This is a genomic window from Salinicola lusitanus (assembly GCF_038648475.1).
GTDB lineage: Bacteria > Pseudomonadota > Gammaproteobacteria > Pseudomonadales > Halomonadaceae > Salinicola > Salinicola lusitanus.
Genome location: NZ_CP151919.1, coordinates 1,124,416 through 1,148,631, shown reverse-complemented (window position 1 = coordinate 1,148,631; position 24,216 = coordinate 1,124,416). Strand labels below are relative to the sequence as shown.

The following is a 24,216-nucleotide window of genomic DNA, read 5'->3' as shown; positions in this document are numbered from 1 at the left end:
TTCACCAGATCCGGTCGAAGTCTTCGGCGTCGCGCACCTTGGCATCGCGCTGCAGTTCGAGCAGCTTGGCGTATTTCAGGTAGGCGTTGACCGCTGCCGACAGCGCCACCGAGACGCCGTCGAGGCCGCCGGCGAATCCTCGCTGGAACAGGTACTTGCGCACGAAGGCATTGGCGCCGTGCAGTGCCGGCGACCAGCCGTTGGCTCGCTTGCCCTTGAGATACATGATCTTGGCCGCGCGATTGGAGAAGCGGCCGCTGGCCTTGCCGAACAGTTCGGCCAGGTTGGCGAACGAATAGTGTTCCAGATCGGCGTCCAGGCGCTGCGGATTCGTCGCCGGCACCGACGCGTGCTGGCGGCTGTCGGAGAAGCCGGTGCGCTCGCGATCGAACAGCCGGATACAGTAGTCCGGATACCAGCCGCAGTGGCGAACCCAGCGACTGCCGATGAAATTGCGTCGGCGCAGTGCATAGGCATCGTGACCGGCGTCGTCCAGGTCGAGCGCCAGAATCGCTGCCACCGCCTCGTCGGTGAGCCGTTCGTCCGCATCCAGCGACAGCACCCAGCGATGGCCGGCGGCCTGCGGTCCGACTCGCTTCTGGGGGCCATCGCCCAGGTAAGGCTGATGGATCACGCGGGCGCCGAACGCCTCGGCCCGGATGACGGTGTCGTCGCGGGAGCCTGAGTCGACCACGATCAGCTCGTCGCAGACGCGGGCGAGCGAGGCCAGGCAGGCCTCGATGTTGTCGGCTTCGTCGAGCGTGATCACCACGCCGGTAATGGCGGCCATGGGCAGTCCTGGGTCATCGGGGAGTGGAGCGTCATTCGGCGGCCGGGGGAGGGGCATCGCGAGCCACGCGACGCCCCTCCCCCGGTCGACGCCTGAGGCATTGTAGCGCGGCGTTCGTCAGCGATAGAACTGACGGAACCACTGCATGGCTTCGAACACCGCCGGCGAGAACTCGGCGTCGTCGATGGGATCGAGCTGGCGGTCGACGATGTTCCACTGGCCGGTGCCGTCGACCACGGTGATGCGGTCCGGCTCGATGATCCCGTAGTCGATGTAGCTGCTGGCCTCGACCCAGGGATGATCGATGCCCGGCGTCAGCAGATCCTGGCCCTGGGCGTAATCGGCGAGCGGGTTGGTGCAGCCCAGGGCGTGGCGCATCAGCATCGGCGCGACATCGAGATGGCTGGTCATGCCCTCGACGCGTCCGGGCTCGACCCCCGGGCCGGTGACGATCATCGGCACGTGGGTCTGCGGCGAGGCGAAGTTGCTGTTGTGGCCCCAGTAGTTCTTGCCGAAATCGTTGAACGACTGGCCGTGATCGGCGGTGACCACCAGCATCGTGTCGTCCCACTCGCCCTTGGCCTTGAGGTCGTCGATCACCCGGCCGAGCAGCTCGTCATCGTAGTGCACGGCATTGCGGTGGCGGTTGGCGTAGGGGACCGGATCGGTGTCCGGGCCCAGGTCCAGATAATCCATGCCCTGCACCGAAGGCTGGTAGGGCTGGGCGGCGCCTTCGGGAACGTCGTAGCCGTGGGGCGCATCGTAGAACAGCATGCTGAACCAGGGGGTGTCCTCCTGCTGCGCCTGCTGGTCGAACCAGGCCAGCCAGTCCTCGGTCATTCGCCGGTCGCGACTAGCGGGAGAGTCCCCTGGCGTGCTCAGTCGCAGCGGGTCGACCGAGCTGAAGATCGTGCGGTCGAAGCCGATGCCGTCGAGGCTGGCCGAGGAGAAGATGCCCAGCGCGTAGCCCTGCTTCTGCAGCTGCGTGATCAGAAGCGGGGGCGTCTGGGTGTCGTCCAGATAGGCGTAATAGTTGCCACTGAGGCCATAGAACAGGCTCATGGTTCCGTTGCGGGTAGCATTGCCGCCGCTGTAGTGCTGGAGATAGCGGCGGCCGCTGTCGTTCAACGCGGCGTAGAGATTGGGCGTGTTCCGGGGGCCGTATTCGTCGGCGCGCCAGGAGTCGATCAGGACGACCATGACGTTGGGCTTGTTGCTGGGCTGGCAGCTCAGCGGGTTCTTCGGCCAGTCGAGATTCTGCGCCTGCGTGGCGCCGATATCGGCCCGCTCGGCACGCGCGGCTCGGGGGTCGAGCCAGCCGTGTCGCTCCATGAAATCCTTGGCGGTAGCCGGAAACAGCAGCGGATAGATGCCGACCTGCTGGGTCACGCTGCGATGGTAGCGGGCATCGGCGACGATATGCAGGCCGTGGCTGCCGAGCAGCGTCACCAGCACGATGCCGCAGCAGAGCCCCACCGGCACGCGGCGGCCACGGTTGGCCACGATCAGGCGCCGGGCGAGCCAGCCCTCGAGCGCCAGCGCCGCGACCACACTGCCGACCACCATCAGCCAGGTGGTGGTGGTGAAGCTGAAGATCTCGCCATCCTTGTCGTTGAGGAACAGCGACACCATGAAAGCGTTCACGTGGAAGCGGTACTGGGCGTAGACGACCGTGTCCAGCAGCAGCGCGCTCAACCCCAGTGCCCCGAGCAGGGTCGCCGGCAGCCATAGCCAGCGGGCCTTGAGCACCAGCGCCAGTGCGGCCAGCGGTAGCCAACCGAGCAGGACCAGCATGCCGAAGTGCCCGATCCAGGTCAGGATCAGATAGGCGATCCCCATGGCGTCGTGCGGCATGGCGAGGTAGGGCGAGTAACGCAGGGCGATCAGCCACACCAGCGGCAGTTGCACCAGAGCGAATAGGAGCGTGCCGCGCCAACGGCGCCTCAGCGTATCTTGCATGGAGGTCAGACCTCGTGGTGATCCACCGGAGCGTTCTGGTAACCCTCGACGATGGCGGTGAAGAGTGATCCCGCGTTGGCGGGCGAGAAACGAACGAGGGAGCGTTCGAGTCGTGACAGATTGCGCTGGCGCCAGGCGCCTCTCGGACGCAGTCGGCAGCGGTCGAAATCTATCAGCCAGACCTTATCGTCGTCTGAAACCAGCAGGTTGCGCGCGTTGAGGTCGACATGGTCGAGCCCGGCGTCGTGAAACCGGCGGATGGTGGCGCCGACATCGGCGAGCAGTGCCGGCGAGGCATCGGGCAGGCGCTCCGCCAGCGCCCGGCTGCCAGGCAGGCGCTCGGTGATCAGTGCCGCGCGGTAGCGCAGGGCGTGTCTCGACACGATGGTCGCCACCGGTGCCGGGACGGGCAGGCCCCGCTGGTGGAGCGCGCGGGTCAGGCGCATCTCGCGGAAACCGCGGGTGCGCTCCAGTCCTGTCCAGAGATAGTCGCTCTGACTGACCTTGGCGGCCATGCCGCCCCGACGATAGGGCCGCAGCACCCAGTCGGCCCCGTCGACGGCCAGGAACTGGCTGTCGCCGCGGCCGGGCGCCGAGCCGACCACCAGGCCGCGTTCGGCCCAGGCAGCCGGATCGAGCCAGGCCTCGCCGAATTCGGGCAGAATCGGCAGGTCGGGCTGAGCGAGGCGCGTCGGATCGTATAAGATATGCGCGTCCCGATGATGGTAGGTCGATAGCGACATGGCCGATCCTTGACGTAGAGCCGAAGCGGGATTGGCATGGCGCCGAAAGCGCGGCGACATGCCGGGCGGCGACGAGCCGCGGGACGCATTGTAACCGGGCAGACCCGCTGTCGCATGTCGGCGTCTCGGACCGTCGAGGATTCGTCGACCCGTCGGGCGTCCAATGAACTCGAGGAAGCTGCCGTGACCGAAGATTCGCAAGCGCCACTGGCCGTGATCGCCATTCGCCAGGTGGAGAAGAGCACCGGCGCCAGCCGCAATGCCTTCGAGCAGGCCGCGGCACTGAAAGCCCTGGGCTATCGGGTGACGATCCTGGCCGAGCGAGGCCGGCGCGAGCTGGCGGAGGCCGCCGGTGCCGAGCTGGTCCGGCTCAAGCGCTGGCCCTTCAAGGGGCCGTTTCGGCGGTTCTGGTTCAACCGCCGCGTGCAGGCCTGGTGCCGACGTCATCGGCCGGCGATGCTGGTCAGCCACGGCGATGTCGAGACGCCCGATGTCGTCTACATGCACAACTGCGTGCACCTCGCCAGCCAGCGCATCCATGGCCGCGACCTGCCCGCCGGTCACGAGGTGGCCGCCATCCACGACCAGGTGCTGACCGGGGCCCGGTTTCGTCGCCTGGCGGTCAATTCACGGATGATGGCGGAAGATTTTCGCGATCGCTACGGCATCGACGACTCGCGAATCGAGATCAGCTACCCCGGCTACGACCCTGACGTCTTCAACCTCGAGCGGGCCTCGGCAGGCCGCGAGGCGCGCCGACGCGAGCTGGGCCTCGCCGAGGAGACCCGCCTGGTCGGGCTGATCACCTCGGGCAATTTCACCAAACGCAACGTGGCCGGCTTCATCGAGATGGCTGCCGGGCTGGAGCAACGCCTGCCGGGACGGTGCCGCTTCCTCGTCGTCGGCAAGGACGATTTCGCCCCCTACCAGCGCCAGGCCGAACGAGCCGGCATCGCCGAGCGGTTTCTCTGGCGCAGCACGGTCAGCGATGTCGAGACGCTCTATGGCGCGCTCGATCTGTTCGTGCTGCCGGCGCACATCGAGGAGTTCGGCCGGGTGTCGCTCGAGGCCATGGCCTGCGGCACGCCGGTGTTGCTTTCGTCCACCACCGGTGCCGCCGAACTGCTCGAGGCCGACCATGCCGAGCTGATGCTGGACAGTCGCGACACCCGAGGCTGGGTCGACCGCCTCGAGGCGCTGATGACGACATCGGACCTCGAGTCGCTGGGTGCCGAGCTCGCCGAGCTGGTAAGCGATTACTCCTACCGCCGTCAGACCGAGAAGCTGCGGGCCTCCTTCGCCTCACTGTGAACCCTAGGAACGGATCACGCTGTCGACGAAATCCACCAGCGTCTCCCCGTAGCGGTCGAGATCGAACTCGCGTGCGACCTGCTCGCGGGCAGCGCTGGCCATGCGCCGTCGCAGCGCTGGATCCCGGGCCCAGCCCTCGAGGACCGTGGCGGCCTCCGTCGGCTCGAGAACGCCCGCCTCGACGAGGCGGTCGGTGGTCGGGTCGTAGACCTCGTCAGGCCCCTGGGCGCAGCGCGGGTCGTAGCGCGCCAGGCTTTGGCGCGAACGACCGGGGTTCAGGACGGCCCCGTTGACGCCGTGGTGCACGAGCTCCGGCAGGCCATCGGCATTGCCGACCAGCGTGGGCAGACCATGAGCCAGGGCCTCCTGGACCACGTTGCCGAAGGGTTCGCGCCAGGAGGGGCAGATGAAGGCGTCGAGCGAGGCGTAGAAGCCCGACATATCGTCGACCAGGCCCTTGAAGTGAACGCTGTCGTTCAATCCCCATTGTGCCGTCCACCGCTTCAATACCGGCTCCAGTGGCCCACTCCCCGCGATCCACAGCTCCGCCTCGGGGCAGCGCTGCTTGAGTTCGGCAAAGGTTTCCAGGGCGACCATCGGCGCCTTCAGGCCCGTCATCCGTCCCGCGAAACCGAGCCTGAAGCGATCGCTGGGGTGAGTGGCGGCCTGGTCCGGGAGGCGGATGGCGTTCTGCAGCACGCGATAGGGAATGTCGGGATCGAGCTGCCACTTGAGCTGGAGCATCCGCAGGCCGGCGTAGGAGTTGCACAGCACGCCGTCCAGGCGCGACAGATAACGCCTCAGGCCGGGTGCATCCGCGGCCAGCCATGCACTCCCGCGTTCGAAGTGGATCAGCGGGATGTCGTCGTCGAACGCCAGCGGATGATTGACGATCTTGTTCCAGACCACCACGGCGTCCAGGCCCAGGCGCTGCATCATGGCGAGCTGGTAACGCTGGCGCACGCTCGGCAGGAACTTGGGAATCCGCCAGCGCCCGCCCTTGATGCTGTGCATCCGCCCCGCGCGGTGAGGGGCGTAAGCCGGCTCGAGCAGTGAATGGACTTCGTCGGTCTGCAGCAGCACGTGGTGGTCGTGCTGGGGGGTATGACGGGCGTAGAAGCGGGTGAAGTAGCGTTCCACGCCGCCCAGGTTCCTGAGGCTGACGAGATGGCCGATGCGGCTGGTGGTGCCGCGAGCAGATTCTTCGATCATGAATGTCTTATCTGGAGGGTTCGGTCGAGGCGCCATGATTGACGCGCGTTGGTCGGGTTGCGAGTCATGCCCGGTCAACTTCCGTTAGAATGGGCGTTTTACCCAATGGGAATTCATTCAGGCCCATGAAGCAATCTCTGCCAGAGCGTCCGCGACATATCGGCATCCTGCGTCTCTCCGCGCTGGGCGATGTCTGCAACCTGGTGCCCACGGTGCGCGCGCTGCAGCGTCAATGGCCCGAGGCGCGGATCACCTGGATCGTCGGCAAGACCGAACACGCCCTGCTGGACGGCCTCGATGGCGTCGATCTGGTGGCCTACGACAAGTCCACCGGTTTCCAGGGCATGCGTGCGATTTGGCGTCAGCTCGAGGACGTTCGCTTCGATGTGCTGTTGCACATGCAGCAGGCGCTGCGCGCAAGCGTACTGTCGTTGGGGCTGAAATGCGACGTGCGAGTGGGTTACGACAAGGCGCGGGCCAAGGATTGGCAGCACTGGTTCACCCATCGCCAACTGGCCCCCCATCCGCGTGCGCACGTGCTCGAATCCTTCATGGATTTCGCCCGCCTGCTGGGGGTCGAGGATACCCGGCTCGACTGGTCGCTGCCGGTGCCGGATGCCGCCTACCAGGAAGCGCATCAGTTGACCGGCGATCGGCCCTACCTGGTGATCAGCCCATGCGCCAACCCGCGCCTGCGCAATTTCCGCAACTGGTCCGCCGAGGGCTACGCCGCCGTGATCGAGCACGTCTGGCAGCGCTACGGGTTGAGAACCGTCATGAGCGGCGGCGGCAGTCCCCAGGAGCGCGACATGGGCGAGCAGATCCGCCGGTTGGTGCCCGAGATCGAGATCATCGACGCCATCGGGCGGACCTCGCTCAAGGGCTTGCTGGCCCTACTGGATCGGGCGCGCGTGGTGATCGCACCCGACTCCGGCCCGGTCCACATGGCCAATGCGCTGGGCACGCCGACGCTGGGGCTCTACGCCACCACCAATCCGGATCGCGCGGCCCCGTACTGCTGGCGTGATCACGTGGTCAATCGCTACCCTGACGCCGTGCGCCGCTACCTGAAGAAGTCCGTCGAGAGCGTCAACTGGGGTACGCGGGTGCGCCACGCCGATGCCATGGGATTGATCACGCTGGACGACGTGGTCGAGCACCTGGATGGACTGATGACCGCGACACGCGATACCGCCAACGCCGACGACGTAACGGAGCCGCCGCATGAAGGTTGATCTTTCGCAACTGGAGCACGCCCGTCTGCTGGTGGTGGGCGATGTCATGCTCGACCGCTACTGGCATGGCGCGACGTCGCGGATCTCGCCCGAAGCGCCGGTGCCGGTGGTGAAGGTGGAGGACGCCGACGACCGTCCGGGCGGGGCGGCCAACGTGGCCCTCAACATCGCCTCGCTGGGAGGCCACGCCAGCCTGGCGGGCGTGGTGGGGCACGACGACAATGCAGACCATCTCGAACGTGCGCTGGAAGCCGCCAATGTGAGCGCTCACTTTCAGCGCAGCCCCGAAGTACCGACGATCACCAAGCTGCGCGTCATGAGTCGCAACCAGCAGTTGATCCGGCTCGACTTCGAATCGCCGCTGTGGAACGTCGACACCTCGCCGCTGATCGCCAAGGTCGAGGCGGCGCTGGGCGATGCCGAAGTGGTGATTCTCTCCGACTACGGCAAGGGCAGCCTGAATCGGGTCGAGACGCTGATCGCCACGGCCAGAGCGGCCGGCAAGCGGGTGCTGGTCGATCCCAAGGGCAGCGATTTCAGCCGCTATCGCGGTGCCAGCGTGATCACGCCCAACCTGGCCGAATTCGAGGCGATCGTCGGGCCCTGCGCCGGTGATGCCGAGCTGGCGGAGAAGGGCGAGGCGCTGCGAGCCTCGCTGGCGCTGGAAGCGCTGCTGGTCACCCGCAGCGAGCGCGGCATGACGCTGATTCGTGAGGGCCACGCCCCGCTCCACCTGCCGACCCATGCGCGGGAGGTGTTCGACGTCACCGGCGCCGGCGACACCGTGATCGGAGTGTTGGGGCTGGCGCTGGCCGCCGGCCACGGCTTCGGCGAGGCGGTGATGCTGGCCAATCTCGCCGCCGGACTGGTGGTGGCGAAACCCGGCACCGCGGTGCTGTCGGTGGCGGAGCTCTACACGGCACTGCACGGCGACAGCCTGGCCCAATACGGCGTCATCGGGGAGGGCCCGCTCATCGGGGCGGTGCGTGCCGCGCAGGCCCGCGGCGAGCGTGTGGTGATGACCAACGGCTGCTTCGACATCCTGCATGCCGGCCACGTGGCGTACCTGGAGCAGGCCAAGCGCCTCGGCGACCGCCTGATCGTGGCGGTCAACGACGACGCCTCGGTGGCGCGGCTCAAGGGGCCGAAACGGCCCATCAATACGTTGGCGCGCCGGGCCCAGGTGCTGGCGGGGCTGGCCGCGGTGGACTGGGTCGTTCCCTTCGGCGAAGACACGCCGGCGCGGCTGATCGAGGCGATCCTGCCGGATCGGCTGGTCAAGGGCGGCGACTACCGGCCGGAGGATATCGCCGGTGGCGAGGCGGTCATCGCCAATGGCGGCGAAGTCCTGGTGCTGGGCTTCGAGGATGGCGTCTCGACCACCACCATGATCGACACCATTCTCGACCGCGAGCGCTGAGCCGAGGTGCGCGCTCGACACGGCCTCCCGTCGCGGCTCGCGCGCTGGCTCTACTCGCTGGCCGCCTACCTGTTGTCGCCGCTGATCTGGTGGCGGGTGTGGCGTGAGTGGTTGCCCACTCACCCCCGTCGCGAGCGGCTGGGCTTCATTACCGTGGAGGGCGATCGTCCGCGGCTGTGGCTGCATGCCGCATCGGTGGGTGAAGTCGTCACGGCGGCGCCCCTGATCCGCTCGCTGCTCGATGATCATCCGGATCACGACCTGATCGTCACCACCATGACCGCCACCGGTGCCGAGCGCGTTCGCCAGACGTTCGGCGAACGGGTCTCCCACCACTTCCTGCCGCTGGATTTTCCGATCAGCGCGCGACGTTTCATCGCCCGATTGAAGCCTCGCCTGGCGGTCATCGCCGAGACCGAGCTCTGGCCCAACCTGCTGGCGGCGTGTCGACGCCGGGGCGTGCCGGTGGTGGTGGCCAATGGCCGCTTGAGCGGCGGTGCCTTCCGGCTCTACCAGCGCTTCGGAGCCCTGAGCCGGGGCATGCTCGAAACGGTGGCCTGGATCGGTGCCAAGTCGCCACTGGACGCCGAGCGTTTCGTCTCGCTGGGCGCTCCGGCGACGCGGGTGACGGTCACCGGGGCGTTGAAATTCGACCTCGCCGTCGACGGCGAGACTGTGGCCGCGAGCCGGCGACTACGGGCGAACTGGGGCGCGCGGCCGGTCTGGATCGCGGGCTCCACCCATCCGGGAGAAGACGAGCAGGCGCTGATCGCGCATGCCGCGCTCAGACGCCGGTTCCCCGATGCGCTGCTGATTCTGGTGCCGCGCCACCCCCAGCGCTTCGATACCGTCGACGCGATCTGCCGCGAGCGAGGGGAGTCGGTCGTGCGATTGAGCGCGCAGCGGCCGGTCACCGCGGAAACCGCGGTACTGCTGGGCGATACCATGGGCGATCTGATGCGGCTCTACGGCTGCGCCGACGTCGCCTTCGTCGGTGGCTCGCTCGAGCCGATCGGCGGTCACAATCTGCTCGAACCGGCGGCGCTGGGCGTGGCGGTGGTTAGCGGCCCCTATCTCGACAACTTGCGCGAGATTGCCGACACCCTGGCGGCCAGCGAGGCCAGGCTCGAGGTCGTCGATGGCGGGGAGCTCGGCGCCACGCTGATCTCGCTGTTCGAGGACGACGATCGCCGTCACCGCCTTGGCGCGGCCGGGCGGGCCGTGGTCGAGGCCAACCGGGGAGCGCTCCAGCAGACCCGCCGGGCAGTGGCGGCGATGCTCGTCGCCTCGACAAACGAGACCTAGAAGCCTTCCAGCACCACCTTGCCTCGCGCCCGCCCACTCTCGATCAGGGCGTGGGCTCTTTTGAGATTGGCTGCGTCGATGGTGCCCAGCGTCTCGGTCAGCGTTGTGCGAATCTCGCCACGATCGACCATCGCCGCCACCCGCTCGAGAATGTCACCCTGAGCGTGCATGTCCGGAGTCTGGAACAGCGAGCGGGTGTACATCAGCTCCCAGTGGATCGAGATCGACTTGCGCTTGAAGTCGTCGATCACGAAGCCGACCGGGTCATCGATCAATCCGAACCGGCCCTGGGGCGCCATCAGCGCGATGATGTCATCGCGATGCTTGTCGCTGTGGGTGGTCGAGAAGACCAGGCCGGGGGCACCGAACCCCAGCGCCTCGATCTGCGCGGGCAGCGGCTGGCGATGATCGATCACGGCGTCGGCACCCAGGCTTTCCACCCACTCGCGGGTCTCCGGACGCGAGGCGGTGGCGATGACCGTGAGATCGGTCAGCCGCTTCAGCAGTTGAATGGCGATCGAACCCACGCCGCCGGCGCCGCCAACGATGAGAGCGGCGTTGGCCGCACCGGGAACGGAGCGCGTCACGTCGAGCCGGTCGAACAGCATCTCCCAGGCGGTGAGAGACGTCAGCGGCAGGGCAGCCGCCTCGGCGAAGCTCAGCGATGTCGGCTTCCTGCTCACCAGCCGCTCGTCGACGAGGTGATATTCGGCATTGGTCCCCGGGCGCTGCAGATCGCCCGAATACCAGACCTCGTCTCCCGGCGTGAAGCCCTTCACGTCGCGGCCGACGGCCTTGACCACGCCGGCCGCGTCCCAGCCCAGTACCCGGGCCGTGCCGGCCTCGGGTGCCATGTTGCCGCGCACCTTGGTATCGATCGGGTTGACCGACACGGCGTGAATCTCGACCAGCAGGTCGCGGTCACCGGGCGTGGGTTCGTCGAGTTCGATGTCGATCAGGGCGTCATCGCGATCGATGGCCCCGGCGTTGCGGTAGGCGACGGCTTTCATTCGGGTTCTCCAGTCATGAGGTGTCTGCGTGAATCCTAGAGTAAAATCGCGGAGGCCACGTACGTACAACGAACGCTGTTAGTTCCCTGTCGTTACCCTAGTGTCAAAAAGGATACCCGGATGGCCAAAGCGCGATTTTCCCGTTTCGATGGTAGCCCCGGCTGCGCCGTGGAGGCGGCGGTGAGTCTGATCTGCGGTAAATGGAAAGGCGTGGTGCTGTGGTATCTGCTCGACGAGGGCACGTTGCGCTTCAGTGAGCTGCGGCGGCGCATCGGTGGCGTCACCCAACGCATGCTGACCAACCAGTTGCGCGAACTCGAGGTCGATGGCCTGATCCATCGCGAGGTCCACGCCGAGGTGCCACCCAGGGTGGAGTACAGTCTGACGGCGCTGGGGCGCGAGCTGACGCCGGTGCTGATGGCGCTCAAGACCTGGGGCGATGCGCATCTCGATCTGTTCGGGCCGTCGGGGACGCCAGCAGAGCCCCGTGAAGGGGGCGCGGCAGGGCAGGCGTGAGCGTGCCTCCGGGAGCTGTCGCCGGGCGCTGAATCGTCGGGCGACTGCCGGGCCGAAGTGTCAGACGCTTGTCATCGGCAGCGACGACAATCGTGGGATGACCTGCACTCCTCTTCCGGTGTCACTCCATGAACCTGCGCTTCAGGAGTCGCAAATTGCGATTCTACGCTGGCGGCATCGCCAGCCTGCTACTGCCCGACAGCCTGTATCGCCAGCGCTTGGACCGGCTGGTCGAGTCGCTCTCTCCCATGCAGCGGCAGGCCGTGCTGGCACGGGTCGACTACTATCATCGCCAGCAGAACCCCTTCGATCTCGACGAGGCCGCGGTGCGCATCGGTGATTTCCGCTACGAACGACGCGGCGCCTACTATCTGGATGCCAAACGGGTGGTTCGTCATTTCGATCCCGAGCTGCGTTTCAACTACCGCTTCGGCGATGTGACCTGGGTGGCCGAGACGCCAACGATCGTCAAGAGCCGTCCGATCTGTCGCCAGACCCCGCCGAGCAACGCCAACAACCTGCTGTTGAAACTCAACAGCGTGCGCCACTTCCATTTTGCCAACGACCGGTTACGGCACACCGACAAGAAGACGGGCGTCGTCTGGCGGGGGAAGTGTTTCCATGAGCACCGGGCAGCGGTGCTGCGCCAGTTCTGCCGGCACCCGCGGATGGATATCGGCCAGAGCCATGCCAAGCGGCGCCATCAGTCGGATTATCGACCCTACCTGTCGATCGAGGCGCAGCTGCAGTACAAGTTCGTGCTGAGCCTCGAGGGCAAGGACGTCGCCACCAATCTGAAGTGGATCCTGTCGTCGAACTCGCTCTGCCTGATGCCGCCTCCGCGGTACGAGACCTGGTTCATGGAAGGCACGCTGGAACCCTATGTCCACTATGTGCCGCTGGCCGAGGATTGCCACGATCTCGAGGAGAAGATGGACTACTACTCGGCGCGTCCGGAGGAAGCCGAAGCGATCATCCGCAACGCCAACGCCCACGTGGATCGATTTCGCGACACGCGTCTCGAGCACCTGATCTCGCTGCTGGTGATGCACCGGTATTTCGTGCTTTCCGGCCAGCTCTCGCCCCGGTCCGCGCCGCTGCCCCTTCACTCGGAGATCAGCGCCAGCGCGGCGAGAAACAACTGGGCGTGACGCTCGGCCAGCGCTTCGAGGTCGCGGTCATAGCCGCCGCCGATGACGCCGGCGACGGGAATGCCGCGCCTGCGGCAGGCCGCCAGTACCCGGTGATCGCGGCGGTAGAGGCCGTGGTCACTCAGCGCCAGGTGGCCCAGCCGGTCGTCGGCGTGGACGTCGGCGCCGGCGTCGAACAGCACGAACTGCGGCCGGAAGTCGTTCAGAATCGGGTCCAGTGCCGCCTCGAGGCGCGCCAGGTAGGCGTCGTCCCCGGTACCGCGCGGTAGCGCCACGTCGCGATCGCTCTGGCGCTTCTCGAACGGGAAGTTGGCCTCGCCGTGGAGCGACAGCGTGAAGACCCGTGGCTCGTCGCGGAAGATCCAGGCCGTTCCATCCCCCTGGTGCACGTCGCAGTCGACGATCAGGACCCGCTCGAGGCGATACTCGGCCAGCAGGTGGTGGGCGGCGACCGCGAGATCGTTGAGCAGGCAGTAGCCGCTGGCACGATCGGCGTAGGCGTGGTGGGTGCCGCCGGCGGTGTTGAGCGCCAGCCCGGTCTCCATGGCGCTGTCCACCGCGGCCAGCGTCCCGCCGACTTCCAGCAGGGTGCGTTCGACCAGCGCAGGTGACCAGGGGAAGCCGCTCGGCGTGCGCCGCGTGGTCGCGATCTCGCCCAGATAGAAACGCTGCAGGTAGTCGGCGGTGTGCCCGCGCAATAGCGCCTTGCCGGTCGCCGGGGCAGGGGTGATCCAGCCAACGTCGTCACGGTCGTCGAACGCCAGCGTCGACAGGCGTCGGCGCAGGACTCGGAATTTTGCCATCGGGAACGGATGGCGCTCGGGCCATTCGATGCTGTAGCCGGGGTGGTGGACGATGGGGAGCACGCTCGAGTGACCTCCGCTCGGGTCGTTGGAAGCGCCGTGGGTACTGGGCCGCGGCAATTGGTCCCTGGCGGCGGCGCCAGGGATCGCTACGCTGGTAGATGCCCTCCGTTGCCGCGAGTTCTTCGCCATGCGAGTTACCGTTTTCAGTGCCCAGCCCTACGATCGCCGCTTTTTCGACGAACTCGCTGCCGTACAAGATGCCGATGACGACATCGAGTGGCACTACCAGGAAGCCGGTCTCGATGCCGGCACCGTAGCGCTGGCGGCGGGCAGCGATGCGGTCTGCGTGTTCGTCAACGACTGCCTCGACGCCGCCGTGCTCGACACCCTGGCCACCCTCGGGATCCGCGCGATCGTGTTGCGCTGCGCCGGTTTCAACAATATCGATCTCGCGGCTGCCCATCGGCTCGGGCTGTTCGTGGCGCGGGTGCCGGCCTACTCGCCGGAGGCGGTGGCCGAGCACGCGCTGGCGATGATCATGACCCTGAACCGCAAGACTCACCGGGCCTTCAACCGCGTGCGCGAGGGCAACTTCGCACTCGACGGGCTGCTGGGCGTCACCCTTCACGGCAAGACGGCGGGCGTGATCGGGACGGGGCGGATCGGGCTGTGCATGGCACGCATCCTGAAGGGGCTCGGCTGCGAGGTGCTGGGCTACGACCCCTATCCCGCCGACGCGTTCCAGGCCTACGGGGAAGCGGTCCCGCTCGAGGCGCTGCTGGCTCGCTCCGATATCGTCTCGCTGCACTGTCCGCTGACCGAGCAGACCCATCACCTGATCGATGACGGGACCTTGGCGGCGATGAAGCCGGGCGCCATGCTGGTCAATACCTCACGAGGGGCGCTGATCGATACGCCCGCAGTCATCGGCGCGCTGAAATCGCGTCAGCTGGGGGCGCTGGCCATCGATGTCTACGAGCAGGAGAGCGAACTGTTCTTCCGCGACCACTCGGCGGAGATCATCGACGATGACGTGTTCGCGCGCCTGGCGAGCTTCCCCAATGTGCTGATCACCGGACACCAGGGGTTTTTCACTGTCGAGGCGCTGCGCGAGATCGCCCAGGTGACCCGGGCCAACCTGATGGCCTACGCCGAGGGCATCGAGTGCCCCAACCGGCTGTAGCGGGCCGGGTCAGCGGGTCAAGCGCTCCACCCCGGCGTCGCTGCCCAGCATCAGCACATCGGCCGGGCGTTTGGCGAACAGGCCGTTGGTGACCACGCCGACCAGCGCATCCAGCGCCGTTTCCATGGCCTCGGGCTCGTCGAACAGCTTGTCGTAACCGTCGAGGATGCGGTTGCCGTTGTCGGTCAGCACCCCGTCCCGATAGACCGGCGTAATGCCCAGCTTGACCATTTCGCGGGCGACATAGGAGCGCGCCATCGGAATCACCTCGACCGGCAGCGGGAAGCCACCCAGCACCTCGACCCGCTTGCTGGCATCGGCGATGCAGATGAAGCGCTCGGCGCAGGCGGCCACGATCTTCTCCCGGGTCAGTGCCGCGCCGCCGCCCTTGATCATGCGCAGCCTGGCGTCGATCTCGTCGGCGCCGTCGACATAGACCGGGACGGTGCCGACATGGTTGAGTTCCAGCACGTCGATGCCGTGGGACTTCAGCCGCGCTGCCGTCGCTTCCGAACTCGCGACCGCGCCGCGGAAATCGTGTCGGCGAGCGGCCAGCAGGTCGATGAAGTGGTTGGCCGTGGAGCCCGTGCCCACCCCGATCACCGCATCCGGGGTCAGCAGGTTGTCGATGTCTTCGAGGGCTGCGGCGGCGACGGCGCGCTTGAGGTCGTCCTGGGTCATGTCGGTTCCGGCAGGCTGAGTGGAGAAGGGTTCGATTCGGGTACGCTCGGAGCGCGGCCAGTATAAAGCAAGCGGCACACGCTGCCGATGTCGCTGGACGCTCGGGGCCGGGGTCTGTTAACAATACGGGTCCATCAAAGCCCGCCGCTCTCGCGGCGGGAGCGCTGCACCCCAGCTGTTCGCCAGGACATACCCGAATGCAACTCGAAGACATCGTCAAAAAGATCCTCCAGGCCCGTGTCTACGAGGCGGCCCGGGAGACCCCGATCTCCCCGCTGCCTGCGCTCTCCCGCCGCTTTTCCAACCGGATTCTGATCAAGCGCGAAGACCTGCAGCCGGTTTTCTCGTTCAAGATTCGCGGCGCCTACAACAAGATGGCGCAGCTGAGCGACGAGCAGAAGGCCAAGGGCGTGATCGCGGCGTCCGCGGGCAATCATGCCCAGGGGCTGGCGATGGCGGCCAGGCAGATGGGGGTCAAGGCGGTGATCGTGATGCCGCGGGTCACGCCGGACATCAAGGTGTCGGCGGTCCGGGGCTGGGGCGCCAGGGTGGTGCTCAAGGGCGACGCCTTCGGTGAAGCCCTGAGCCACGCCCGGGAGCTGATCGCCGAGCATGACTATACCTATATCCCGCCCTATGACGATTTCGACGTGATCGCCGGCCAGGGGACGGTGGCGATGGAGATCCTGCGCCAGCACGCCGGGCCGCTCGATGCGATCTTCGTCCCCGTCGGCGGCGGCGGGCTGCTGGCGGGTATCGCGGCCTACATCAAGTATCTGCGACCGGAGATCAAGGTGTTCGGTGTCGAAGCCGAGGACTCCGCCTGCCTCAAGGCGGCCATGGAGGCCGGCGAGCGGGTGACGCTGGACAAGGTTGGCGTGTTTGCCGAGGGCGTTGCGGTGGCGCAGATCGGCGAGGCGCCGTTCGAGATCCTGCGTCATCACATCGACGGCGTGATCACCGTCAATACCGACGAGATGTGCGCGGCGGTGAAGGACACCTTCGATGACACCCGGGCGGTGGCGGAGACCTCCGGGGCGCTGTCGCTGGCGGGGCTCAAGAAGTATATCCAGCAGACCCAGGCCCGCGACCAGACACTGATGTGCATCAACTCGGGCGCCAACATCAATTTCGACCGGCTCCAGCACGTTGCCGAGCGCACCGAGTTGGGCGAGCAGCGCGAGGCGATCCTGGCGGTGGAGATCCCCGAGCGGCCGGGCAGCTTCAAGCAGTTCTGCCGGGTGATCGGGCGGCGCATGGTGACCGAATTCAACTATCGCTACGCCGATCCGGAGAATGCGCACATCTTCGTCGGTGTTCAGGTCAAACCGGGGGGCGAGGATCGCGAGGAGCTGATCCGCCGCCTGCGCGAGGCCGACTATCCGGTCGAGGATCTCACCGATAACGAACTGGCCAAGCTTCACATTCGCCATCTGGGCGGCGGTCGACCCCGGGAGCGTTTCGAGGAGGAGGTCTATCGCTTCGAATTCCCCGAACGCCCCGGCGCGCTGATGAACTTTCTCACCCACCTGCCGGCGGACTGGAACATCTCGCTGTTCCACTACCGCAATCACGGCGCCGCCTACGGCCGGGTGCTGGTGGGATTGCAGATGCCCAATGGCGACCGCGCCCATGCCGAGGAACACTTCGATCGCATCGGCTATCGTTACTGGAAGGAGACCGACAATACGGCCTACCGGCTGTTCATGGCCTAGACTTCGTCGGGAGCCGTCGTGAAAGGATGAAATAGGCGCTAAAAGCCCCTGAATCCGATCTCAAACTTTTTGTGTTGGTGCCGATACTATTGGGTAACGAAAAAAGGTGTCATCCGGGCCGGAAACACTCTTGTCAAGTTTTTGGCCTGACCCTATAGTCGTGCGCGTCGCTGCGGGGGGCAGCGACCGAACCCAACGCAGCGGAGTCGACATGAGACGCAAGCCCGACTTGGTAATGGCATTGGTATTGATCTTCGGCGTCGGCGTGGTGGCAACAGGCTACGCGCAGACGCTGCTGGGCGCCTGAGGCCCGGGAACACGCCGGATCATTCGGCTGGCGACGGCCGGCGAATGAGGGCGTGGTGAAGAGGATCGGCTGGTGGGGTGTGGCTCGAAACGGCCGGTAGCGGAAACGCTGCCGGCCGTTTTCGTTGCAGCCGTTCGGTGTCGGCCGGCCTCGCGCTTCAGCGACCGGGTCGGACGATGCGCCGGTCGCTGACGATGGCGTCCAGCGGCACGTCCCAGCCCTCGACGGGCAGCGAGTCGACCCGTTGGCAGTCGTGGGCGAGCCCGATCAGCCGAGGCCTGGGGCGCTGGCGTCGGGCAAAGGCGAACGTGCGATCGTAGAATCCACCGCCCATGCCGATTCGCTGCCCGTCGTCGTCGAACCCCACCAGTGGCAGCAGCACGGTATCCAGCGCCCAGGCGGGCAAACGGTTGGCGCGATGGGCGCCGAAGCGGGTGTCCGGCTCGGCGATACCGAAGCGGTTGCGGGTCATCCGGGTGCCGGCGCGATAGCGCACGAACCACAGTCGGTTCTCAACCAGGGGGCGTAATACCGGGAGATAGACATGGGCGCGACGGGCGGTGAACCAGTCGATCAGCGGGCGCGGATCGATCTCGCCATCGTTGGGCAGATAGAGCGCCACGCGGCGGGCGCGCTGCAGTTCGGGCAGACACCTGAGGCGACGGCATAGCTCGCGGGAGGCCCGGCGTCGTTGGTCCGGGGTCAGTGCGCGACGGCGGCGACGCAGTTCGCGTCGAAGCTCGCGCCGATCGAGACGACCATCGACGGCCGACGACAGGGTCGTGGCAGCCCGGGCAGCGTCAGGGTCGATCGTGGCGATGGGATTATTGAACGACAAGAAGAGTTCCCCAGAGTGCCGCTGTCATTCTGGCCCTGAACCTATTGGTTCAAGGTGGGTGGCCGCAGGCAGGCCTTCAGGCTTTCCGACGCGCGGACATGCACACGGGCCTGCCTAGCAATTGGCCCCCTGGGTACTGCGCATAGGCTCGAGGGACTTGTAATGACTGGCGCACACTCCAGGAAACCCCACCATCGTAGCAGAGCGGCTTCCGTTGCCCAATGGCGGATTGCGATACCGATGGCGCTTTCGACATCACGGTGCCTGTCGGCCGGGTTCGCCCGCCTTGGCCAGCGCACGTTCCAGCCTCTCGCTCAGATCACTCAGGCTCTGCTCGCCGGCGCGATGCGAGTCCAGCGCCGTCAGCAGCTCGTGGGTGATATTGAGGGCGGCCATGATCGCGATCTTTTCGGCGCCCAGCACCTTGCCTCGCGAATGGATGCCGTGCATGGCGCGATCCAGGTAGCGGGCGGAGCGCTTCAACTGATCCTGCTCCTCGGGCGGGCAGGCGATCACGTAGGGTTTGCCCAGCAGGGTGACTTCGGTCGTCGGGCGAGACGTGTCGCTCATGTTGTCGCTCCGGGGTGGGCGGTGAAGATCGATGCGGTAAGATGGCAGGCATTCGCGCCGAGCGCGTCCGGATTCGTTACCCTGCCTGCGGTCGGTGACCGGCTGCGCCGGGCGGGGTCGAAGGCCCGGGGAGCGTGCCGCCGCGATTGAGGAATCACTATAGAGAGCCGGTTATTGGCGGTCAACGCGCCGCCGCGCCGCCGCGCCGGCGCCACGCGCCCACCGGCTCTTGCGATCACCCAATCATGGATGCCGACATGTCGATCATCAACGACCAGCTCGACTTTTCCACCGTCGCCAATGTCTTTCTGGCCCATGGCAGCATGCAGTCGCCAGCGTTTCTCGACGGCCGACTGTGCGCCGAGCTCGGTTTGCACGATCTGAGTGCCGAGGGGTGGCTGGAGGAAGTCTGCCTGTCGCTCAACGTGGAACAGCCGGAAAACCGCGAGGATGCGGACGTGCTGCTGGGCTGGCGCCGCCAGACACTGGACGCGCTCTCCGCCGCCGAGCTCAACTTCGAGCCGCTGCTGCCGGACGAGCTGTTTTCGCTCTCCGAGCGCGCCCAGGGGCTCAAGGAGTGGACCCAGGGCTTTCTCGAGGTCGTCAACGAAGTGGATGGCGAAACCTACGAGAACTGGTCCTCGCCGCTGAAAGAGGCGCTGGAGGATCTCGGCCAGCTGTCGGCGATCGATATCGATATCGCCGACGACCCCGAAAACGAGAACGATCTCTTCGCGCTGACCGAACATGCCCGGATGGCGGCGATGCTGCTCTACACCGAACAGCACCCTGGAGAACCCCAGGTGGAGCAGGTGGAGAACGAGAGTGGCGATACCGCCGGCGGCGAGGACGAGACACCGCCAGCGCTGCATTGAGTCCGCCCGCGCCGCGAGGCGCGTGATCGACGATATTCCAGGCGTCCCGGCGAATCCCGGGGCGCTTCGCTCAAGGAGAGAGACATGCGACCCGAGCCGCTACCGCGTCCCGCCCCCATCTCGCCAGAGGAGTTCGCGGCCCGTCGCGAGCGCCTGATGGCCGAATTGCCGGAACACAGCGCCGTGCTGTTGCCGGGTGCCGCGCTCAGGACGCGCAATCACGACAGCGAGTACGCGTTCCGCCAGAACAGCGATTTCCACTATCTGTGCGGTTTTCCCGAACCCGACGCGCTGCTGGTGCTGCTGCCCGGCCGGGAAGCCGGCGAGGCCATCCTCTACTGTCAGGAGAAGGACCCCGAGAAGGAGGCCTGGACTGGCATTCGTATCGGCCCCGAAGGGGCCGTGCGCGATTACGGCATGGACGAGGCGTTCGATAACACCCAGCGCCACGACCTCACCGAACTGCTGGATGGCCGCCAAACCCTCTATCTGCCGCTGGCCGACACCGCCGCCATGAGCATCGCCGAGGGCGTGCGCGGACAGTTGAGCGCCCGGGCGCGACGGGGTGCCGTCGCCCCCACCCGGTTTGCCGACGTCAGCGCCTTGATCCACGAACTTCGCCTGACCAAGAGCGAGGCCGAGCTGGCGCTGATGCGACACGCCGCGCAGATCAGTGCGCTGGCGCACCGCCGCGCCATGCAGGCGAGCCGCCCCGGGCGCTTCGAATATCAGCTGCAGGCCGAGCTCGAGCACGAGTTCCTCTGGCACGGTGCGCGCTCGCCCGCCTACGGCACCATCGTCGGCGGCGGAGCCAACGCCTGTGTGCTGCACTATATCGAGAACGCCGCGCCGCTGAAGGATGGCGAGCTGGTACTGATCGACGCGGGTGGTGAGTTCGACCTCTACGCCGGCGACATTACCCGCACGTTTCCGATCAACGGCCGTTTCAGCGACGCTCAGCGGGCGTTGTACGACGTCGTGCTGGCGGCGGAAGAGAGCGCCGTCGCCGCGGTGGAACCCGGCGTCACGCTGGAGGCCATTCACCAGGGCGTGGTGCGCGATCTGACTGCGGGCCTGATCGAGCTCGGCCTGCTGGAAGGTGAGCTGGAAGAGAACATCGAGTCCCAGCGCTTCCGCCGCTTCTATCTGCACTCGACCTCGCACTGGCTCGGCCTCGATGTCCACGACGTCGGCAGTTATCGGGTCGATGGCGAACCCCGCCGGCTCGAGCCGGGCATGGTGTTGACGATCGAGCCCGGGCTCTATATCCCGGATGCCGAAGACGTGCCGTCGGCCTATCGCGGCATCGGGATTCGCATCGAGGACGATGTCGTGGTCACCGAGTCCGGCCGCGAGGTCCTGACCTCGGACGTACCCAAGGCGCCGGAGGATATCGAGGCGCTGATGCAGGAGCGGAGTTGATCGTTTTTTGATCGATCCCGAATCGAGCCGGAAAATTACGTAACCGATGTAATGGCAGTGTAGGGTGCGTGGAAACTGGCTTCTGAATTTTCAATCGTAAGGGAGTGGCTGGTGCAGATGTCTCAGACACGGCAATCCACCACGGTCGACGTGGCCATCATCGGCGGTGGCCTGGTAGGCGCCAGTCTCGCCTGCGCCCTGGGCGAGGCCATCGCGGCGGAGCGCGAGCTTGGCGATGAGCGGGCGCCCCTGCGCGTTGCCATCATCGAGCCTCGGCCGCTGCCCAGCAGCGTCGAGGCGAGCACGTATCAACCCAGCTTCGACGCCCGGGCCAGCGCCATTGCCTACGGCTCTCGACGCCACTTCGAGCGGCTCGGCGTGTGGTCGGCGATGGCGGCGGAGGCGTCTGCGATCCGCCATATCCATGTCAGCGAGCGTGGCCGGCTGGGCGCAACCCGGCTGCACGCCTCCGAGCTGGGCGTCGAGGCGCTGGGCTACGTCATCCCCAACGTCTGGATGGGGCGAGCGCTGCATGCTCGCCTCGAGTCGCTGCCCATCGACTGGCGCTGTCCGGCACGCGTCGAATCGCTGGAGCCCGAGAGCGGGGGCTATCGGCTCGCGCTGGACAGCGGCGAGGTCATTCACGCCGGCCTGACCGTACTGGCCGACGGTGGGCGAGCCGGTTTCAAGGAGCGCCTCGGTATCGAGAGCGATCATCACCCCTACGAGCAGACCGCGCTGATCGCCAACGTCGAGGTCAGCCGTGCCCACGGCGGCTGGGCCTTCGAACGCTTCACCCGCGAAGGGCCGATGGCCCTGCTGCCGCTCGACGGACGCCGGATGGAGCTGGTCTGGACCCACCGCCAGGGCGCCTTTGACGAGGCGCTGGCGCTCTCCGACGGCGCCTTTCTGGAGCGCCTGCAGCAGGCCTTCGGCGATCGGGCGGGCCGCTTTCGACGGGTGGGGCAGCGGCACACCTATCCGCTGTCGTTGATCACGGCGCGGGAGACGGTTCGCCCGCATCTGGCCATACTGGGCAACGCGGCGCACGCGCTGCATCCGGTTGCCGGGCAGGGCTTCAACCTGGCCCTGCGTGGGGTGATGGATCTGGCCGGCGCCATCGGTGCGGCGCGGGCGGAGGGCGTCGCCGCCGGCGACCCCCGAACGCTGGCGAGCTTCGAGGCGAGACGAACGGCGGACACGCATCGGATCGTGCGCTTCAGCGACGGGCTGATCCGGCTGTTCGGCATCGATCATGCCGCGTTGGGGCCGGCTCGTGCCGCCGGATTGGTCGGCCTCAACGCGCTGGGGCCGTTGCGCCGGACCCTGGCGAGACACGCAATGGGCATCGAGCGCTAGCGCCGCCGGTGGACGAGCCTGGGCGTGATCGGGCGGGCAGGTGATGCGGCATGCGACGAGACAAGGAGTACGCGGAATGGACCAGAGCGAGAGTGATGTCATCATCGTCGGCGGCGGGGTCGTCGGCTCCACGCTGGCCCTGCTGCTGGGCGAAGCCGGCTGGCAGGTGGCCGTGGTCGATGCGGCCCCGGCGCCCGCAGGCGATGCGCGCCTGGGGCAGGGAAAACCGGCGCTTCGCGTCAGTGCGTTGACGGCGGCCTCGCAGCGTCTGCTGATGGCGCTGGACGTCTGGCCCTGGATCGCCTCCCGCCGGGTGTCGGCCTACCGGGGCATGCAGGTCTGGGATGCCGAGGGTAGCGGTGAGATCGACTTCGATGCCGACGAGGTCGGTGTCGATGCACTGGGACATATCGTCGAGAACGACCTGCTGCTGGCCGGACTGGCCCGACGCCTGCAGTCGCTACCCAACGTCGAGTGGCTGCACGAGGTTCGAGTGACCGGCTACGAACGCCGAGAGAGTGCGGCTCGCCCCGGCGCCCGCCATGCCAGTGACGCCGTGATCACCCTGGACGACGGCACCCAGCGGCGGGCACCGCTGATCGTCGGTGCCGACGGCGCCAACTCCCCGCTGCGGGCGATGGCCGGTATCCCGGTCAGCGAACGTGAGACCGGCCAGGCTGCCTTGGTGACCACCGTGCGCACCGCTGTCGGCCATGGCGCCGTTGCACGTCAGGCTTTTCTCGCCACCGGTCCGTTGGCCTTCCTGCCGCTGATCGTCGACGGGCGGGACGATCACTGCTCGATCGTCTGGTCGACCACCCCCGGCGAGGCCCGGCGGTTGACGGCACTGGCCGCCACCGACGAGGGGCGAGCGCAACTGGGCATCGAACTCGCCCGCGGGTTGGGGGAGCGGCTGGGCGACGTCGAGGTCATCGATGCCGCGCCGCACTTCCCGATCACCCAGCGCCATGCGCAGCGTTATGTCGACGACGGCTTGGCGCTGATCGGCGATGCCGCCCACAGCCTGCATCCGCTGGCGGGGCAGGGCGTCAATCTCGGATTGATGGATGCCGCCGTGCTCGCCGAGGAGTGGGTGCGTGCCAGACGGCGCGGTGCGCCGCCGGGGGATCGGCGCATCCTGGTTCGCTACGAGCGCCGCCGCCGCAACGAGAACGTGGCCATGCTTGCCGCCATGCAGGGCTTCCAGCGGTTGTTCGGCAGCCGGCAACCGGCGCTTCGGCTCGCCCGCAACTGGGGGCTCTCCGGCGTGAACCGCCTCATGCCGGTGAAGCGGCTGCTGATCCGCCAGGCGCTGGGGGAGTACGGCGATCTTCCCGAGCGCTGTCGATGAAGGACTGGCCTGAGGATTCGACACTTCTGACAGTTCTCGCTGAGCGAGAGAGAAGGTTGCATCAGCCAACCGTCAGACGCTCGCCGATGGCCATTTGCCGGTATTTGCATCCTGATTTCTATGAAGTGGGTCGCTCCGGGCAGCATTACACGCGTGACGACGTGCTCAAATCAGCGTGCGAGGAGCAGGCGAGCCTGGATATCAGAATCCATGCAGAAGGAGATTATTGTCTGCGTCTTTCGGCAGAATCCGCGCTGCTTTTCTATCGTTCCGCCAATCTTCGTGCCGATGGGTCGTGCGAGCGCTGGGCCAGACGCTGCTCGTTGTGGTGGTTGACGCCACATGGCTGGCAGTTGCGATTCCATCAGGGAGCGCCCATCGGCCCCTCACCGTGAAACGGCTGCCTTCTGGGCAGCCGTCTCGCGGTTCTCATCCGATCGATGCCGGCTTGCGGTGT

22 protein-coding genes and 1 other RNA gene are annotated in these 24,216 nt (G+C 66.8%); 13 read left to right on the top strand and 10 right to left on the bottom strand.

All coding sequences use genetic code 11. From position 1 onward, the window contains the following. Position 1 precedes the first annotated feature (1 nt). From AAGT95_RS05325 to AAGT95_RS05315, 3 genes are all read right to left on the bottom strand, one after another. Positions 2-790: a glycosyltransferase family 2 protein gene (locus AAGT95_RS05325; RefSeq protein ID WP_342595782.1), complete on the bottom strand. Its 789-nt coding sequence runs from the start codon at positions 788-790 to the stop codon at positions 2-4. A 117-nt stretch (positions 791-907) separates the two neighbouring features. Further along, on the bottom strand, positions 908-2,749 hold the full coding sequence (locus tag AAGT95_RS05320; RefSeq protein ID WP_342595781.1) for a DUF3413 domain-containing protein: 1,842 nt from the start codon (positions 2,747-2,749) through the stop codon (positions 908-910). 5 nt (positions 2,750-2,754) lie between these two features. Next, positions 2,755-3,492: a 3-deoxy-D-manno-octulosonic acid kinase gene (locus AAGT95_RS05315; protein ID WP_342595780.1), complete on the bottom strand. Its 738-nt coding sequence runs from the start codon at positions 3,490-3,492 to the stop codon at positions 2,755-2,757. A 183-nt stretch (positions 3,493-3,675) separates the two neighbouring features. Between AAGT95_RS05315 and AAGT95_RS05310 the strand changes: the two genes are divergently transcribed. After that, positions 3,676-4,803 (top strand): glycosyltransferase family 4 protein, encoded by a 1,128-nt coding sequence (locus tag AAGT95_RS05310; RefSeq protein ID WP_342595779.1) that lies wholly within the window; start codon positions 3,676-3,678, stop codon positions 4,801-4,803. Positions 4,804-4,806: 3 nt separating this feature from the next. Here AAGT95_RS05310 and AAGT95_RS05305 read toward each other — a convergent pair whose 3' ends face one another. Continuing rightward, positions 4,807-6,015: a glycosyltransferase family 4 protein gene (locus tag AAGT95_RS05305; protein WP_342595778.1), complete on the bottom strand. Its 1,209-nt coding sequence runs from the start codon at positions 6,013-6,015 to the stop codon at positions 4,807-4,809. A gap of 125 nt (positions 6,016-6,140) precedes the next feature. Here AAGT95_RS05305 and AAGT95_RS05300 point away from each other — a divergent pair, with 125 nt between their 5' ends. Genes AAGT95_RS05300 through waaA form a run of 3 tightly spaced genes read left to right on the top strand, consistent with a single transcriptional unit; the run spans position 6,141 to position 9,975 of the window. Next, the gene (locus tag AAGT95_RS05300; RefSeq protein WP_110601571.1) at positions 6,141-7,250 is read left to right on the top strand and encodes a glycosyltransferase family 9 protein; all 1,110 of its coding nucleotides are present in this window, start codon (positions 6,141-6,143) and stop codon (positions 7,248-7,250) included. Beyond that, positions 7,240-8,670, top strand: a complete 1,431-nt coding sequence (hldE, locus tag AAGT95_RS05295) for a bifunctional D-glycero-beta-D-manno-heptose-7-phosphate kinase/D-glycero-beta-D-manno-heptose 1-phosphate adenylyltransferase HldE (protein ID WP_342595777.1) — start codon at positions 7,240-7,242, stop codon at positions 8,668-8,670. Before AAGT95_RS05300 ends, hldE begins: the two co-directional genes overlap by 11 nt. Before the next feature lie 6 nt (positions 8,671-8,676). Continuing rightward, positions 8,677-9,975, top strand: a complete 1,299-nt coding sequence (gene waaA, locus AAGT95_RS05290; RefSeq protein ID WP_342595776.1) for a lipid IV(A) 3-deoxy-D-manno-octulosonic acid transferase — start codon at positions 8,677-8,679, stop codon at positions 9,973-9,975. On the opposite strand, the gene AAGT95_RS05285 is transcribed toward waaA, so the two are convergent. Beyond that, the gene (locus tag AAGT95_RS05285) at positions 9,972-10,985 is read right to left on the bottom strand and encodes a zinc-binding alcohol dehydrogenase family protein (RefSeq protein WP_342595775.1); all 1,014 of its coding nucleotides are present in this window, start codon (positions 10,983-10,985) and stop codon (positions 9,972-9,974) included. The two genes, waaA and AAGT95_RS05285, sit on opposite strands and share 4 nt — an antisense overlap. Before the next feature lie 120 nt (positions 10,986-11,105). Between AAGT95_RS05285 and AAGT95_RS05280 the strand changes: the two genes are divergently transcribed. Together AAGT95_RS05280 and AAGT95_RS05275 are read left to right on the top strand one after the other, a co-directional pair. Next, positions 11,106-11,501: a helix-turn-helix domain-containing protein gene (locus AAGT95_RS05280; RefSeq protein ID WP_342595774.1), complete on the top strand. Its 396-nt coding sequence runs from the start codon at positions 11,106-11,108 to the stop codon at positions 11,499-11,501. 155 nt (positions 11,502-11,656) lie between these two features. Then, complete coding sequence (locus AAGT95_RS05275) at positions 11,657-12,652, top strand: glycosyl transferase family 90 (RefSeq protein WP_342595773.1); 996 nt, start codon at positions 11,657-11,659, stop codon at positions 12,650-12,652. Here the strand turns inward: AAGT95_RS05275 and AAGT95_RS05270 are convergent. Further along, positions 12,607-13,518, bottom strand: coding sequence for a histone deacetylase (locus AAGT95_RS05270; protein ID WP_342595772.1), 912 nt, complete (start codon positions 13,516-13,518; stop codon positions 12,607-12,609). The genes AAGT95_RS05275 and AAGT95_RS05270 overlap by 46 nt on opposite strands. Before the next feature lie 127 nt (positions 13,519-13,645). Here AAGT95_RS05270 and AAGT95_RS05265 point away from each other — a divergent pair, with 127 nt between their 5' ends. Further along, positions 13,646-14,641 (top strand): 2-hydroxyacid dehydrogenase, encoded by a 996-nt coding sequence (locus AAGT95_RS05265; protein WP_342595771.1) that lies wholly within the window; start codon positions 13,646-13,648, stop codon positions 14,639-14,641. A 9-nt stretch (positions 14,642-14,650) separates the two neighbouring features. Here the strand turns inward: AAGT95_RS05265 and rpiA are convergent, their stop codons facing one another. Then, entirely contained in the window at positions 14,651-15,322 is a 672-nt protein-coding gene (rpiA, locus tag AAGT95_RS05260) for a ribose-5-phosphate isomerase RpiA (RefSeq protein ID WP_110601559.1), read from the bottom strand. Positions 15,323-15,519: 197 nt separating this feature from the next. On the opposite strand from rpiA, the gene ilvA reads away from it, so the two are divergent. Next, positions 15,520-17,037, top strand: coding sequence for a threonine ammonia-lyase, biosynthetic (gene ilvA / locus AAGT95_RS05255; protein WP_342595770.1), 1,518 nt, complete (start codon positions 15,520-15,522; stop codon positions 17,035-17,037). Positions 17,038-17,501: 464 nt separating this feature from the next. Here ilvA and AAGT95_RS05250 read toward each other — a convergent pair whose 3' ends face one another. The 3 genes from AAGT95_RS05250 to AAGT95_RS05240 all read right to left on the bottom strand — a co-directional run bounded on the left by AAGT95_RS05250 (position 17,502) and on the right by AAGT95_RS05240 (position 18,752). Beyond that, positions 17,502-18,122: a 5-formyltetrahydrofolate cyclo-ligase gene (locus AAGT95_RS05250; protein ID WP_342596517.1), complete on the bottom strand. Its 621-nt coding sequence runs from the start codon at positions 18,120-18,122 to the stop codon at positions 17,502-17,504. A 63-nt stretch (positions 18,123-18,185) separates the two neighbouring features. Next, positions 18,186-18,370, bottom strand: a non-coding RNA gene (ssrS, locus tag AAGT95_RS05245) — 6S RNA. A gap of 67 nt (positions 18,371-18,437) precedes the next feature. After that, the gene (locus AAGT95_RS05240; protein WP_110601556.1) at positions 18,438-18,752 is read right to left on the bottom strand and encodes a cell division protein ZapA; all 315 of its coding nucleotides are present in this window, start codon (positions 18,750-18,752) and stop codon (positions 18,438-18,440) included. A gap of 257 nt (positions 18,753-19,009) precedes the next feature. Between AAGT95_RS05240 and AAGT95_RS05235 the strand changes: the two genes are divergently transcribed. From AAGT95_RS05235 to AAGT95_RS05215, 5 genes are all read left to right on the top strand, one after another. Next, positions 19,010-19,627: a UPF0149 family protein gene (locus tag AAGT95_RS05235; RefSeq protein WP_342595769.1), complete on the top strand. Its 618-nt coding sequence runs from the start codon at positions 19,010-19,012 to the stop codon at positions 19,625-19,627. Between the two features lie 84 nt (positions 19,628-19,711). Then, complete coding sequence (gene pepP / locus AAGT95_RS05230) at positions 19,712-21,049, top strand: Xaa-Pro aminopeptidase (RefSeq protein WP_342595768.1); 1,338 nt, start codon at positions 19,712-19,714, stop codon at positions 21,047-21,049. Positions 21,050-21,166: 117 nt separating this feature from the next. Further along, a complete protein-coding gene (ubiH, locus tag AAGT95_RS05225; protein WP_342595767.1) occupies positions 21,167-22,408 on the top strand; it encodes a 2-octaprenyl-6-methoxyphenyl hydroxylase in 1,242 nt (413 codons plus the stop codon). A 76-nt stretch (positions 22,409-22,484) separates the two neighbouring features. Further along, positions 22,485-23,759 (top strand): FAD-dependent monooxygenase, encoded by a 1,275-nt coding sequence (locus AAGT95_RS05220; RefSeq protein ID WP_342595766.1) that lies wholly within the window; start codon positions 22,485-22,487, stop codon positions 23,757-23,759. Next, a complete protein-coding gene (locus tag AAGT95_RS05215; protein ID WP_342595765.1) occupies positions 23,756-24,154 on the top strand; it encodes a DUF4440 domain-containing protein in 399 nt (132 codons plus the stop codon). Before AAGT95_RS05220 ends, AAGT95_RS05215 begins: the two co-directional genes overlap by 4 nt. Positions 24,155-24,216: the final 62 nt, after the last annotated feature.

Coding starts and splice junctions, on each gene's coding strand:
- AAGT95_RS05215 (WP_342595765.1), top strand. CDS start 23,756: ATGAAGGACTGGCCTGAGGATTCGACACTTCTGACAGTTCTCGCTGAG.
- AAGT95_RS05235 (WP_342595769.1), top strand. CDS start 19,010: ATGTCGATCATCAACGACCAGCTCGACTTTTCCACCGTCGCCAATGTC.
- AAGT95_RS05240 (WP_110601556.1), bottom strand. CDS start 18,752: ATGAGCGACACGTCTCGCCCGACGACCGAAGTCACCCTGCTGGGCAAA.
- AAGT95_RS05285 (WP_342595775.1), bottom strand. CDS start 10,985: ATGAAAGCCGTCGCCTACCGCAACGCCGGGGCCATCGATCGCGATGAC.
- AAGT95_RS05315 (WP_342595780.1), bottom strand. CDS start 3,492: ATGTCGCTATCGACCTACCATCATCGGGACGCGCATATCTTATACGAT.
- AAGT95_RS05305 (WP_342595778.1), bottom strand. CDS start 6,015: ATGATCGAAGAATCTGCTCGCGGCACCACCAGCCGCATCGGCCATCTC.
- AAGT95_RS05320 (WP_342595781.1), bottom strand. CDS start 2,749: ATGCAAGATACGCTGAGGCGCCGTTGGCGCGGCACGCTCCTATTCGCT.
- AAGT95_RS05220 (WP_342595766.1), top strand. CDS start 22,485: ATGGACCAGAGCGAGAGTGATGTCATCATCGTCGGCGGCGGGGTCGTC.
- ilvA (WP_342595770.1), top strand. CDS start 15,520: ATGCAACTCGAAGACATCGTCAAAAAGATCCTCCAGGCCCGTGTCTAC.
- AAGT95_RS05280 (WP_342595774.1), top strand. CDS start 11,106: ATGGCCAAAGCGCGATTTTCCCGTTTCGATGGTAGCCCCGGCTGCGCC.
- pepP (WP_342595768.1), top strand. CDS start 19,712: ATGCGACCCGAGCCGCTACCGCGTCCCGCCCCCATCTCGCCAGAGGAG.
- rpiA (WP_110601559.1), bottom strand. CDS start 15,322: ATGACCCAGGACGACCTCAAGCGCGCCGTCGCCGCCGCAGCCCTCGAA.
- AAGT95_RS05300 (WP_110601571.1), top strand. CDS start 6,141: ATGAAGCAATCTCTGCCAGAGCGTCCGCGACATATCGGCATCCTGCGT.
- ubiH (WP_342595767.1), top strand. CDS start 21,167: ATGTCTCAGACACGGCAATCCACCACGGTCGACGTGGCCATCATCGGC.
- AAGT95_RS05265 (WP_342595771.1), top strand. CDS start 13,646: ATGCGAGTTACCGTTTTCAGTGCCCAGCCCTACGATCGCCGCTTTTTC.
- AAGT95_RS05325 (WP_342595782.1), bottom strand. CDS start 790: ATGGCCGCCATTACCGGCGTGGTGATCACGCTCGACGAAGCCGACAAC.
- hldE (WP_342595777.1), top strand. CDS start 7,240: ATGAAGGTTGATCTTTCGCAACTGGAGCACGCCCGTCTGCTGGTGGTG.